We start from the raw sequence: 12,606 nt of genomic DNA on the forward strand, positions 1-12,606 counted from the left end.
CCGGCTCACTCTCCTGGGCCGACGAGTTCGACCAGGGTGGCGTTGGCGGTGCCGTCGCCCTCGCACATGGTCTGCAGGCCGTAGCGGATGCCGTGGCCGCGCATGTGGTGGATCATGCGGGTCATCAGCACCGCCCCCGACGCGCCCAGCGGGTGGCCGAGCGCGATGGCGCCGCCCAGCGGGTTCAGCCGGCGCGGGTCGGCACCGGTCTCGGCGAGCCAGGCCAGCGGGACGGGCGCGAACGCCTCGTTCACCTCGAAGACACCGATCTCCGCGAGGGCGACACCCGCCTTGCGCAGCACCTTCCCGGTGGCCGGGATCGGCCCGGTCAGCATCAGTACCGGATCGGAGCCGACGACCGCGCCCGCCAGGCAGCGGACCAGCGGGGCGAGGCCCAGCTCGCGCGCCTTCTCCGCCGTGGTGACCAGCAGGGCCGCCGCTCCGTCGGAGATCTGCGAGGCGTTGCCCGCGTGAATCACCCCGTGGTCCTGGAACGAGGGCTTCAGCTTCGCGAGCGTCGCCACGCTCGTGCCGCGCCGGATCCCCTCGTCGGCGTCGACCCCGGCCACCGGCACGGTCTGCGCCGTGAACGCCCCCGCGTCCTGAGCCGCCGCCGCCCGCTCGTGCGAGAGCGCGGCGTAGGCGTCGAGCCGGTCCCGCGAGAACCCCCACTTCTCGGCGATCCGCTCGGCCGAGATCCCCTGGTCGAAGGAGAAGCCCCCGTAACGGTCGAGTACGTGAGGGCCGTACGGCATCCCGTCCGCCCGCGCGGCGCCCAGTGGCACCCGGCTCATCACCTCGACCCCGCCCGCCACCACCACGTCCTGCTGGCCCGACAGGACCGCCTGCACGGCGAAGTCCAGGGCCTGCTGGCTCGACCCGCAGGCCCGGTTGACGGTCGTCCCGGGGATGCTCTCCGGCCAGCCCGCCGCGAGCACCGCGTACCGGCCGATGTTGCCCGACTGGTCGCCGATCTGGGAGACACAGCCCCAGACGACGTCGTCGACCACCTCGGGGTCGATCCCGGTCCGCTCCGCCAGGGCGTTCAGCACGGTCGCGGACAGGTCCGCCGGGTGGACCTGGCGCAGTCCACCGCCCCGCTTGCCGACGGCGGTACGGACCGCCCCGACGATCACCGCTTCCCGCTTCACCGCTCGTCCTCTCGTCGCCCGGCGAGCCCGCCGGGCACTGCCCAGCCGCCGGTGAAGTGGGCTTCGCGCCGGTCGGCGAAGGCCGCGTAGGCCTCCGGTGCGTCCGCGGTCGCGAAGTTGACGCCCTGGGCCCGTGCCTCGGCGGCGAGCGCCTCGCGCAGGGTCGAACCGGCGCCCTCGTTGAGCAGCGCCTTGGTCTGGGCGAGCGCCACGGGGGCGCCGGCCGCCAGTCGCGCGGTGAGCGCGTCGACGAAGGCGTCCACCTTCCCCGGGTCCACCACCCAGGTCACCAGGCCCAGGGCGTGCGCCTCCGCGGCGTCGATCGTCTCGGCCAGCAGCGCCAGACGTCTGGCCTGCTGGAGACCGACGAGCCGCGGCAGCAGCCAGCTTCCGCCGCAGTCGGGCGAGAGTCCTCGCCGGGTGAAGACCTGCGAGAACCGCGCCCGCGGTACCGACACGACCAGGTCGCAGCCCAGGGCGAGGTTCCAGCCCGCGCCCACCGCCGCGCCCGTCACCTTGGCGACCGTCGGCACGGGCAGTTCGTGCAGCAGCAGGGTCACCTCGGTCAGGGTGCGCATGCGGTACACGGGGTGGACGCCGCTCAACCCCTTCGAGATGTCGGCGCCCGAACAGAAGGCGCCGCCCGCCCCGGTCAGGACCAGCGCGCGGACGCTCCGGTCCCGCCCCGCCGCCTCCAGCGCGGCGCGCAACGCCTCCCACAGTTCGGTGTCGAGGGCGTTCTTGCGGTGCGGGCGGTTCAGGGTCAGGGTCCGGACGCCGTCGGTGTCGTCGGTGCGGAGCACGGTCACCGGACGGCCCCCTGCTCGCGGAGCGCCGCGATCTCCTCGTCCCGCAGACCGAGTTCGGCGAGCACGGCGCCGGTGTGCTCGCCCAGCGCGGGCACCGCCCCCATCGGCGGTTCGAACCCCGTGATGACGGGAGGCGGAAGCAGGGCGGGCACCGGCCCGCCCGGGGTGCCGATCTCGCGCCAGCGGTCGCGGGCCGCCAGATGCGGATGGGCCAGCACGTCGCGCTGGGTGTTGAACCGGGAGTTGCCGATGCCCGCCGCGTCCGCGCGCTCCTGGACGTCCGCCAGGTCGTGCCGCGCGCACCAGGCGCCGATCTCGGCGTCCAGGACCGCGCGGTGCTCCACCCGGTCCGCGTTGGTGGCGTACCGCGGGTCCTGCGCCAATTCCGGACGGCCGAGCAACTCCCGTGCCAGTCGCCGCCACTCACGGTCGTTGGTGGTCCCGAGGACCACCGTGTGCCCGTCGGCGGTCCGGTGGGCGCCGTAGGGGGCGACGGCGGGCGAGCCCATGCCGAGTGGCTGCTGCTCGACGCCGGAGTGCCGGGTGTACGTCAGCGGGTAGCCCATCAGCTCCGCCATCGTGTCGAACAGGCTGACCGCGACGGAGGCGGCGGGCCGGCCCCGCCGCTTGCCGTGCAACAGGGCCAGCACGGAGAGCGCCGCGTACAGGCCGCCGCACACGTCGGCCACCGGAGGGCCCGGTTTGGCGGGCGCCCCGGGGTGCCCGGTCACCGCGCACGCCCCCGACTCGGCCTGGACGAGCAGGTCGTAGGCGCGCTTGTGGGACAGCGGGCCGCCGGGACCGTACCCGTCGATCTCGACGGCGATCAGATCCGGGTGGCTGACCCGGAGGTCGGCGGGGGAGAGGCCCAGCTTGGCCGTCGTGCCGGGGGTGAGGTTGGAGACCAGCACGTCCGCGCGGTGCAGCAACCGGCGCAGCACGGCGAGGCCGGCCCGCGACTTCAGGTCCAGCGCGACCGACTCCTTGCCCCGGTTCACCCACACGAAGTGGGCCGCGAGGCCGCCCACCACGTCGTCGTAGTGCCGTGCGAAGTCACCCCCGGCCGGGTTCTCCACCTTGATCACGCGGGCTCCGAAGTCGCCGAGGGTGCGGGTGCACATCGGTGCCGACACGGCCTGTTCCAACGCCACCACGGTGACGCCGCGAAGCGGTCCGTCCATCAGTGCTCACCCTCCCGGAACCGGGCCCGCAGGTCGTCCTTGAGGACCTTCAGGCCGGCGTTGCGCGGCAGGGCCTCGACGACGCGCACGTGCCGGGGCACTTTGAAGTTGGCCATGTGGTCCCGTGCCCAGGCCACGACGCCGTCCTCGGTGAGGCGGGCCCCGGGGGCGGGGACGACGAAGGCGCAGCCCACCTCGCCCAGGCGGTCGTCGGGCACCCCGACCACCGCCGCCTGTGCGATCCGCGCGCAGCCCAGCAGCAGTTTCTCGATCTCCGCCGGGTAGGCGTTGAAGCCGCCGACGATGTACATCTCCTTCCTGCGGTCGACGATCACGAGGTTGCCCGCCGCGTCGAGGTGCCCGATGTCGCCGGTGCGCAGCCATCCGTCGGTGTCGATGGCCGCGGCCGTCTCCCGCGGGTCGTCCCAGTACCCCTGGGTGACGTTGTAGCCGCGGACCCGGATCTCCCCGTTCTCGCCGGCCGGCACCTCGGCCCCCGAGTCGTCGGTGAGACGGATCTCGACATCGGGGAGGGGACGGCCGGTGGTGCGGGCCACCGTCCGCTCCGTGTCCCCGATCCGGGTGGTGGTGACCAGCGCGGTCGATTCGGTGAGTCCGTAGGCGCTCAGCACGACGTCGAAGGTCAGGTCCTCGCGCATGGCGTGGATCAGGGGCTCGGGAATGGTCGATCCGCCCGTCATGGACACCCGTAACGACGACAGGTCGCGGTCCCGGCGGCCGGGGTGGCGGAGCAGGTCGTGGAAGATGGTGGGCGGGCCGAGCAGGATGGCGACCCGTTCCCGCTCGATCAGCTCCAGGGCCCGGCCCGCGTCGAAGACGGCCATCGGGATCACCGTCACACCGTGCAGGAACGAGGCGAGCCAGCCCGCCTTGTAGCCGAAGCAGTGGAAGAACGGCGGGATGACCAGGAAGCTGTCCGAGGCGCGGAAGCCGTACTGCGCGGACATCCAGCCGTACGCGCGCAGCGACTGCCCGTGGGTGAGGACGACGCCCTTGGGATGGCCGGTGGTGCCGGAGGTGAACATCACGTCGCTGACGTGGTCCGGGGTGAGCCGGTCGACGGCCTCGTGCGCCGCCGTCACCGCCCGCGCCGAGCCCGAGCCCAGATCCAGGAAGTCGTCCCAGGCCAGTGCGGCCTCGCCGCGCGGCCCCAGCAGCGACACGGTGGTGCGCAGCGCGGGCAGTTCCGGATCGGCGCGTCGCAGGTCGGCCGTGTAGTCGGTGCCCAGGAAGGACGCGGCGGCGAACAGGGCCCTGGCGCCGGATCTGCGCAGGATGTAGGAGAGTTCCCGTGCCTTGAACCGGGTGTTGAGCGGTACGACGATCCCTCCGGCGCCCTGGATGCCGAGGGCCGCCACGATCCACTCCGCGCAGTTCGGGGCGCACAGCCCGACGCGGTCGCCCGGCCCGATGCCCAGCGCCCGCGCCGCCGCGACGGCCCGGATCATCAGATCCTCCAACTCGTCGAAGCCGATGCGCCGTTCTGCGTCGACGAGCGCGGTCGCGGCACCGAACCGCCGTGCGGCGGCCCGCACCACGTTCGGGATGCTCCGGTGTTCCAGGTCGTGTCGCATGGCGGAACTCCGTTTCGGTCACGGCCGTCGGCGGGCGGGCGCGGCGGCCGCTCGGCGAGGGTGTTCCGCCGGATCCGGGAGATCCCTCCGTGGACGAAGGGCGGGACGGCCAGCACGTCGCTCATGCGGTGATGATATTTATGGCCGGACCGATACTGTCAATGGTGTTGTCAAAAAACGAGAACATCATTCTCGCCGGAGGGGGGTCGATCGCGGTACGTGCTCCGGCGAGGTCTTGTCGGGGTCGCCGTCGGGTCGGGGGCCGGCGGGCCGGGCAGGTGTCAGCCGTCGGCGGGGTCAGTCCTCGGCCTCCGGCAGCGCCACCAGTTCCCGTCCGTCCACCTCGGTGGCGGCCCGTGCGAAGCCGCACACATGACGGCTCATCCGCCGGTGGGCCGCCGCCGCGTCCCGTGCCCGGATCGCCTCCGTGACCCGGGCGTGGGCGTGGGCGGTGAGCCGGCGGATGCCGGCGTCCAGGAACTGCGCCAGATCGGTGGAGGCGTGGATGGACTGCGAGAGGGCGCCCATGAAGCCGATGAGCAGCTCGTTGTCGCCGGCCCGCGCGACGGCGTTGTGCCACCGGATGTTGGCACGCAGGAACCGGGGTACGTCGGTGCCCGCCCCGACCAGCTCCGCGTGCGCGGCGTCCAGTTCGGCCAGATCGCTGTCGGTGCGGCGTCTGGCCGCCAGTGCCGCGCAGGCCGGCTCGATCGCTTCCCGGGTCTCGTGCAGCGCCTCCAGCCGGATGCGCTGTCCCCGGATCACCAGTCGCACGGTGCTGGCGAGGGAGTCACGTCCCGGCCGCCGTACGAAGGCGCCGCCCCCGCGGCCGGGCCGGATCTCCACCAGCCGTTCGACCTCCAGGACCCGCAGCGCCTCCCGCACCGTGGCACGGCTGAGTCCGGTCTGTTCCACGAGCTGACGTTCCGGCGGCAGGGCGGTGCCCTCGTCGAACTCCCCGGACAGGATCCTTTCCCGTACCTCGGCCGCCAGTACGTCCGACGCCTTCGGCACGGTGAGCGGCTCGAAGCGCGGTGCGGGCGTCGGCGGCGGGGTGTCGGTCACGGTGCGGGCCTCTCGTCGGGCGTCCTGGTGCGGCCGGGCCATTCAACACAGCCCGGCCGGGGCTGTCACATGACCATGCCCCCGTCCACCGGCAGCACCTGCCCGGTGACGAAGGAGGCGGCGTCCGAGGCGAGGAAGACGAAGGCCCCCGCGACCTCGTCGGCCTCCGCCCATCTGCCCAGCGGGATGCGGGCGAGCATGCGCTCGGCGAACCTGGGGTCGGTGCGGATGGTCTGCGTCATCGGGGTGGCGGCCAGCGGGGCGAGAGCGTTGACCAGGATCCGCGTGCGCGCCAGTTCCCGGGCGAGCGACTTGGTGAGGCCGATGACGCCCGCCTTCGCCGCCGAGTAGTTCACCTGGCCGAGGGTGCCGGTCAGACCGGCCGAGGAGGTGACGTTGATGACGCGCCCGGTCCCGTCCGTCGCCAGGAACGGCAGTGCCGCCCGGGTGCAGTGGAAGGCGCCCAGGACATGGACGTCGATCAGGCGCCGCACGGAATCCTCCGTCAGCCTGTCGAACATGGCGGGCGCGGTGACACCGGCGTTGTTGACAAGGATGTGCAGGGTCCCGTCGGTGAGCGCGGCCGCCCGGGCCGCGGCGGCGTCGGCGGCCGCCCGGTCCCGCACGTCGAGAGCCGCGCTGCCGGCGCGCAGGCCGTCGGCGTCGAGCCGGCCGGCCACCGCCCCCGCCGCCTCGCCGTCCACGTCGGTGACGAGCACCGCTGCGCCGGCCCGGGCCAGGGCCCGCGCCACCGCTGCGCCGATCCCGCCGCCGGCCCCGGTCACCAGCGCCGAGCGCCCCGTGAGGTCGAACAGTCCCGTACGGTCGGTCATGCCTGACTCCTGGAGTGTCGACACCTGAGGTACCTGAGGTTCAGTAGCTGCGGGGGAGTCCCAGCGCGTGGGATCCCAGGTAGTTGAGGACCATCTCCTGGCTGACCGGTGCGATCCGCAGCAGCCGGGCCTCCCGGAAGAAGCGGGCCACGGGGTACTCCTCGGAGTAGCCCATCCCGCCGTGGGTCTGCAGGGCGCGGTCGGCCGCGGTGAACCCGGCGTCGGCGCACAGGTACTTGGCGGTGTTCGCCTCCCGGCCGCAGGGCCGCCCCCGGTCGTACAGCCAGGTCGCCTTGCGCAGCACCAGCTCCGCCGCGTCGAGCCGGGCGAGCGAGTCGGCGAGCGGGAACTGGATGCCCTGGTTCATGCCGATGGGGCGGCCGAACACCTCGCGGTCCCGGCCGTAGGACACGGCCCGCTCCAGCGCCACCCGGCCGATCCCCAGCGCCTCGGCGGCGATCAGCATCCGCTCGGGATTGAGGCCGTCGAGCAGGTGGCGGAAGCCCTGGCCCTCCGCGCCGACCCGGTCGCGGACGGGGACCCGCAGCTCGTCGATGAACAGCTCGTTCGAGGTGACGGCGTTGCGGCCCATCTTCGGGATGGGGCGGATGTCGACGTGGTCGCGGTCGAGGTCGGTGAGGAAGAGCGTCATACCGTCCGTCGGCTTGGCCACCTCCTCGCGCCGGGAGGTGCGGGTCAGCAGCAGGATCTTCTCCGACTCCACCGCCTTGGAGATCCACACCTTGCGGCCGCTGACGACGTAGTGGTCGCCGTCCCGCCGGGCGTACGTCGTGATGCTCGTGGTGTCCAGGCCGGCGCCGGGCTCGGTGACCCCGAAGCAGACGTGCAGGTCCCCGGCGGCCACGCGGGGGAGGGTGCGGCGTTTGAGCTCCTCCGAGCCGTGCACCACGACCGGGTGCATGCCGAAGATGGACAGATGGATGGCGCTGGCGGCGTTCATCCCGCCGCCCGAGCGGGCCACCTCCTCCAACAGGAGGGTGGCCTCGGTGACACCGAGGCCGTGGCCGCCGTACGCCTCCGGAATGGTGATACCGAGCCAGCCGCCGTCGGCCACGGTGGCGTAGAACTCCTCCGGGAAGGCGTGGTCGCGGTCCTTCTCCCTCCAGTACCGGTCGTCGAAGTCACGCAGGAGGCCGGCCACGGCCTTGCGGATCGTCTCCTGGTCCTCGGTCAGCTCGAAGTCCACGGCGGGGAGCCCCCTCTGCCGGTCGCTGATGTGGGAAACATATCAAAGGTCAGACCGAAGTGGCCGTCAACTGCCCGTGCGAGAGCGGTGGTTGAGGGCAGTACGGCTGAGGGGCCCGCGTGGGCGCGGGCCCCTCAGGACGATTCGACGGTGGTGTCAGGCCGTGCCGTGCGCGGTGTCCTTCGTGGTGGCGGACTTCTTCGACGGGGCCCTCTTCGCCGCCGTCTTCCTGGCCGCGGGGCTCTTCCTCGCTGCGCCCGCCCGCACCTCGGCCTCTTCGCGGGCGCCGGTGATGCCGCCGAGGCAGAACTCCCAGACGTCCTCGGCGCCGATCCGGGAGGGGGGCGCGCCGACCGGCGCGGCGGGGGCCTGGGCCGTGAACATCGCGGTCTGCATGATCAGGGACGCGGTGCGGCGGGGCCGGGGCGCGACGGCCGAACCGGCCTCGACCGCGCCCTCGACCAGTTCCGTGAACAGGGTGAGCAGCGGCAGATGGGCGGTCGCCACCTGGTCCGGGTGGCTGACCAGCAACTGCACGGCGAAGTCGGTGAAGAGCGGGGACTGCTGCCCTTGGCGGGGCGTCGACGCGTCGTACAGCAGGCCCACCGCGACCTTGAGCCGCTCCAGGGGGCCCGCGACGGTCGAGAGCTTCTCCCGCATCTCGATGGCCGACCTCGACAGGGCGTCCTCGAAGAGGGCGAGCAGCAGCTCGTGCTTGCCGTCGAAGTGCTGGTAGAAGCTGCGCAGCGACTGGCGGGAGCGCTCCACGACCTCCTGCACGGTGAAGTCGGTGGTGCCCTTGTCGGTGATCAGTTCCCGGGCCGCGTCCAGGAAGCGCTGCACCCGCTGTTCGGCGCGCAGCTTGGCAGCCCGGGTGGATCGCTCGACGGCGCGCTGCCGCCACGCGGGCTCGGGGGACTCGACCGGTTCGGCGGGGACGACACTCATGGAAGAACGGTACTCCACATATGTGTGGAGAGGATGTACTGCCCCTACCGAATCGCGCTCCGCAAGAAATGAGACTGTTACTGGCATTTTACGAGAATGCTATTCTCGAACTCTGTCCGGGAGGGATCGGAGAAGCCGGAGGTCGTCATGGAGCTGGGTTTCGTGGGCGCCGGGCGCGTGGGTCGCCCCATGGTGCGGCGCCTGGTGCGGGCCGGACACCGGGTGCGCGTGCACGCCCGCGGCGCCGAGGCGTGCGCGGCCCTGGCCGGTGACGGCGCCGAACCTGTCGCCTCGCTCGCCGCCGCGGCGCGCGGCGCCGACGCCGTCCTGGTCCGCGTCCGCACCGACGCGCAGGTCCGGGAGGTCTGCCTGGACGGGGCGCTGATCCCCGCGCTGCCCGCCGGGTCGGTGCTCGCCGTGCACACCACGGGCGATCCGCGGACCGTGCGGGTGCTCGCCGACCGGGGCGGGGTGGGCGGGCTCGCGGCGAGTGCCGCGCCCTTCCTGCGCAAGGACCTCGCGGTGGTCACCGGCCTCGCGGCGGACCTGGGCCTGTCCCTCGGACCGCTGGAGGCCGCCGTGCGCGCGCTGGAGGAACTGCTGCCCGGCGACGGCTGACGGGGCAGGGTGGGACGGGACGCCGGGGCGAGCGGCGGCGGCCGACCTCCCGGCGAACCCGGTGACGTCCTCCCGGTGAACGGTGATAACGCTATTCTCCCTTTCGGAGATCACTGTTATCGTCATGATGACCCAGAACACGCGGTGGACCCGGTGCTCCGGCCCGGCGGTCCGACACGGAGGTTCCGGCATGGCCCAGCTCTTCAGCGTCACGTCTCCCTCGCCCCGCCCGCGCCACCAGGCGGGTGCGTGAGGCCGCCGGGCGAGCAGCCGCCGGTGCTGCTGCGGGCGGCCCGCCTGCTCGACATCGACAAGGGCGAGCTCGTCGAACCCGGCCGCCTGCTCGTGACCGGAGAGCACATCACCGAGGTGGGACCGCCGGGCCGGCTCCCCGAGGCAACGGTGGTGCGGGACCTCGGCGACGTCACCCTACTGCCCGGTCTGATGGACATGGAGGTCAACCTCTTCCTCGGCGGCCCCGACCACCGCAGCCCGCTGATCCCGGTGCAGGAGGACCCGGCCGTACGGACCCTGCGCGCCGCGGCCAACGCCCGCCGGACCCTGCGGCGCGGCTACACCACCGTCCGCAACCTGGGCCTGTTCGTGCAGACGGGCGGCGTCCTCCTCGACGTCGCGCTGAAAAAGGCCATCGACCTCGGCTGGATCGAGGGGCCGCGGGTGGTCCCCGCCGGACACGCGATCGCGCCGACCGGCGGACACCTCGACCCCACCATGTTCCAGGCGTTCGCCCCCGGCGTGCTGCCGCTCACCGTCCAGGAGGGCATCGCCGACGGGGTGGCTCAGGTGCGCAAGGCGGTCCGTCACCAACTCAAGTACGGCGCCCGGGTCATCAAGGTGTGCGCCTCCAACGGCGTCATGTCCCACACCGGTCCGGCCGGTGCCCAGCAGTACTCGGACGAGGAACTGCGCGCCGCGGTGGACGAGGCGCACCGGGCGGGTGTGAAGGTCGCCGCCCACTGCATGGGCGACTCCGCGATCCGGGCCGCCGTCGAGGCGGGCATCGACTGCATCGAGCACGGCTTCCTGGCGAGCGACGCCACTCTCGACCTGATGGTCGAGCGAGGCACCTTCCTGGTCGCCACCACCTACCTCACCGAGGGCATGAAGACCGAGCACGCCGATCCCGTCCTCCGGGCGAAGGCGGCCGACGTCTTCCCGCGCGCCCGCGAGTCCACGGCCCGAGCGATCCGGCGCGGCGTCAAGGTCGCCCTCGGCACCGACGCGCCCGCCGTCCCGCACGGCAGGGGAGCGCTGGAACTGTGCGCCCTGGTGGACCGGGGCATGCGCCCGCTGCAGGCCCTGCGCGCCGCGACCACGGTCGCCGCCGACCTGATCGACGCCGACGACCGGGGCCGCCTCGAACCCGGGCTCCTCGCGGACGTCGTCGCGGTGCCCGGCGACCCGCTCACGGACGTCTCGGTCACCGGGCGTGTGACCTTCGTGATGAAGGGCGGCCAGGTGTACCGCGACGACACACCACAGTCCTGACCCCACCACCCGGCCGCCGGCCCGCGAAGAAGGAGTGGCACGAGATGTACGACTATGTGATAGCGGGGGCCGGATCGGCCGGCTGCGTGCTGGCCGACCGGCTCTCGCGCGACCCCGGCGTCCAGGTGCTGCTCGTCGAGGCCGGCGGCGCCGACCGCCACCCCTACCTGCGCGTCCCCAAGGGCGTCGGCAAGCTCTTCGGCGACCCGTCCTACTCCTGGCACTACCGCACCCGCCCGGTGCGTCCCGGTGGCAACCCCGACATGTGGGTGCGCGGAAAGGTGCTCGGCGGATCGAGTTCGGTCAACGGCATGGTCTACAACCGGGGCACCCGCGCCGACTGGGACGGCCTGGCGGCACTCGGCAACCCGGGCTGGGACTGGGAATCCGTCCTGCCCGCCTTCCGTGCCATCGAGGACAACGCTCTGGGCGCCTCGCCCACCCGGGGCACCGGCGGCCCCCTGCGCGTGTCCACCGTCCGTGACCCGGACCCGCTGTGCGACGAACTCATCGCGACGGGCGAGACCCTGGGCCTGCGGGCGGTCGCCGACGTCAACGAGCACGACGGCGAACGCATCGGTTACGCCATGGCCACCATCAAGGCCGGGCAGCGCTTCAGCGCCGCCCGTGCCTTCCTCCGCCCCGCCCGCTCCCGTCCGAACCTGGTCGTCGCCGCGCACACCACCGTCACCCGGGTGCTGCTGGACGGGGACAAGGCGACGGGCGTCCAGGTGCGCACCGCGCGGGGGTCGAGCGAGACCATCCTGGCCCGGCGCGAGGTCATCCTCAGCCTCGGCAGCCTGGCCACGCCCAAGCTGCTCCAGCTCTCCGGCATCGGGCCGGCCGGGACGCTGCGTGCCGCGGGCGTGGAGGTGCGCCTCGACCGCCCACTGGTGGGGGCGCGGCTGCGTGAGCACCGCTGCCTGGCGCTGCGGTTCCGCCTCAACGCCCCGCTGGGCGCCAACCGGCAGTTGGCCGGCTCCGTCGCGCAGGCCCGTACGGGCGCCGCCTACCTGCTCACCCGCAAGGGCCCGTTGGCCCGGCCCGCCTACGACGTGATGGCCTTCCTCAAGTCCCGCCCGGACGCGGCACGTCCCGACGCCGAGGTGCTGCTCGCGCCCTGGTCACTGGGTGCGCTGGTGCCCGGAAAGCCCGCCGCGGTCGAGCGGGAGCCCGGGGTGTCGGCGTGTGCGATGGTGCTGCGACCCACCTCGGAGGGGTCGTTGGCCATCACCTCGGCCGATCCGGACGCCGCCCCGGACATCGACCCCGGCTACTTCGCCTCGGCGCACGACCGGAAGGTCGCCGGTGACCTGTTCGGCCGGCTGCGCGCGTACTTCGCCACCGACCCCATCGCCTCCCGCATCCGCCGCGAGACCTTCCCCGGACCCTCGGTCGCCTCCGACTCCGAGGAGGAGGTCGTCCGGTCGGCCCTCGACGGGGGCTACTGCGGCTTCCACGCCGTCGGCACCTGCGCGATGGGCTCCGCGCCGCAGGACGTCACCGACCCGGAGCTGCGGGTGCGCGGTGTGGACAACCTGCGGGTGGTCGACGCGTCGGTCCTGCCGGTCATGGTCGCCGGGAACCTCAACGGGCCGGTCATGGCGATGGCCTGGCGGGCCGCGGAGTCCCTCCTCGCGGACCGGTGAGGACCGGTGAGACCGGTGAGACCGGTGAGGACCGGCGGGGG

Annotated in this window: 11 protein-coding genes; 3 read left to right on the forward strand and 8 right to left on the reverse strand. The window is 73.2% G+C overall.

The window, feature by feature from the left end; genetic code table 11:
• Positions 1-5 precede the first annotated feature (5 nt).
• From ABEB00_RS34210 to ABEB00_RS34245, 8 genes are all read right to left on the reverse strand, one after another.
• A complete protein-coding gene (locus ABEB00_RS34210; RefSeq protein ID WP_345624610.1) occupies positions 6-1,151 on the reverse strand; it encodes a thiolase family protein in 1,146 nt (381 codons plus the stop codon).
• On the reverse strand, positions 1,148-1,960 hold the full coding sequence (locus ABEB00_RS34215; protein ID WP_345624611.1) for an enoyl-CoA hydratase/isomerase family protein: 813 nt from the start codon (positions 1,958-1,960) through the stop codon (positions 1,148-1,150). Before ABEB00_RS34215 ends, ABEB00_RS34210 begins: the two co-directional genes overlap by 4 nt.
• Positions 1,957-3,141 carry a CaiB/BaiF CoA transferase family protein gene (locus tag ABEB00_RS34220; protein ID WP_345624612.1) on the reverse strand — a complete coding sequence of 395 codons (1,185 nt, stop codon included), beginning with the start codon at positions 3,139-3,141 and terminating at the stop codon, positions 1,957-1,959. The genes ABEB00_RS34215 and ABEB00_RS34220 overlap by 4 nt, the downstream gene beginning before the upstream one ends.
• Positions 3,141-4,736, reverse strand: coding sequence for a FadD3 family acyl-CoA ligase (locus ABEB00_RS34225; RefSeq protein ID WP_345624613.1), 1,596 nt, complete (start codon positions 4,734-4,736; stop codon positions 3,141-3,143). Before ABEB00_RS34225 ends, ABEB00_RS34220 begins: the two co-directional genes overlap by 1 nt.
• 297 nt (positions 4,737-5,033) lie before the next feature.
• Positions 5,034-5,801 (reverse strand): FadR/GntR family transcriptional regulator, encoded by a 768-nt coding sequence (locus ABEB00_RS34230; RefSeq protein WP_345624614.1) that lies wholly within the window; start codon positions 5,799-5,801, stop codon positions 5,034-5,036.
• Positions 5,802-5,866: 65 nt separating this feature from the next.
• A complete protein-coding gene (locus ABEB00_RS34235; protein WP_345624615.1) occupies positions 5,867-6,634 on the reverse strand; it encodes an SDR family oxidoreductase in 768 nt (255 codons plus the stop codon).
• Positions 6,635-6,674: 40 nt separating this feature from the next.
• Positions 6,675-7,841 carry an acyl-CoA dehydrogenase family protein gene (locus tag ABEB00_RS34240; protein ID WP_345624616.1) on the reverse strand — a complete coding sequence of 389 codons (1,167 nt, stop codon included), beginning with the start codon at positions 7,839-7,841 and terminating at the stop codon, positions 6,675-6,677.
• A 156-nt stretch (positions 7,842-7,997) separates the two neighbouring features.
• Positions 7,998-8,789, reverse strand: coding sequence for a TetR/AcrR family transcriptional regulator (locus ABEB00_RS34245; RefSeq protein ID WP_345624617.1), 792 nt, complete (start codon positions 8,787-8,789; stop codon positions 7,998-8,000).
• Between the two features lie 147 nt (positions 8,790-8,936).
• Here ABEB00_RS34245 and ABEB00_RS34250 point away from each other — a divergent pair, with 147 nt between their 5' ends.
• From ABEB00_RS34250 to ABEB00_RS34260, 3 genes are all read left to right on the forward strand, one after another.
• Entirely contained in the window at positions 8,937-9,407 is a 471-nt protein-coding gene (locus ABEB00_RS34250) for an NAD(P)-binding domain-containing protein (protein ID WP_345624618.1), read from the forward strand.
• A gap of 249 nt (positions 9,408-9,656) precedes the next feature.
• Positions 9,657-10,916, forward strand: coding sequence for a metal-dependent hydrolase family protein (locus tag ABEB00_RS34255; protein ID WP_345624619.1), 1,260 nt, complete (start codon positions 9,657-9,659; stop codon positions 10,914-10,916).
• Between the two features lie 44 nt (positions 10,917-10,960).
• Complete coding sequence (locus tag ABEB00_RS34260) at positions 10,961-12,565, forward strand: GMC family oxidoreductase (RefSeq protein WP_345624620.1); 1,605 nt, start codon at positions 10,961-10,963, stop codon at positions 12,563-12,565.
• Positions 12,566-12,606: the final 41 nt, after the last annotated feature.

This window comes from Streptomyces ziwulingensis (assembly GCF_039542605.1).
Lineage (GTDB): Bacteria > Actinomycetota > Actinomycetes > Streptomycetales > Streptomycetaceae > Streptomyces > Streptomyces ziwulingensis.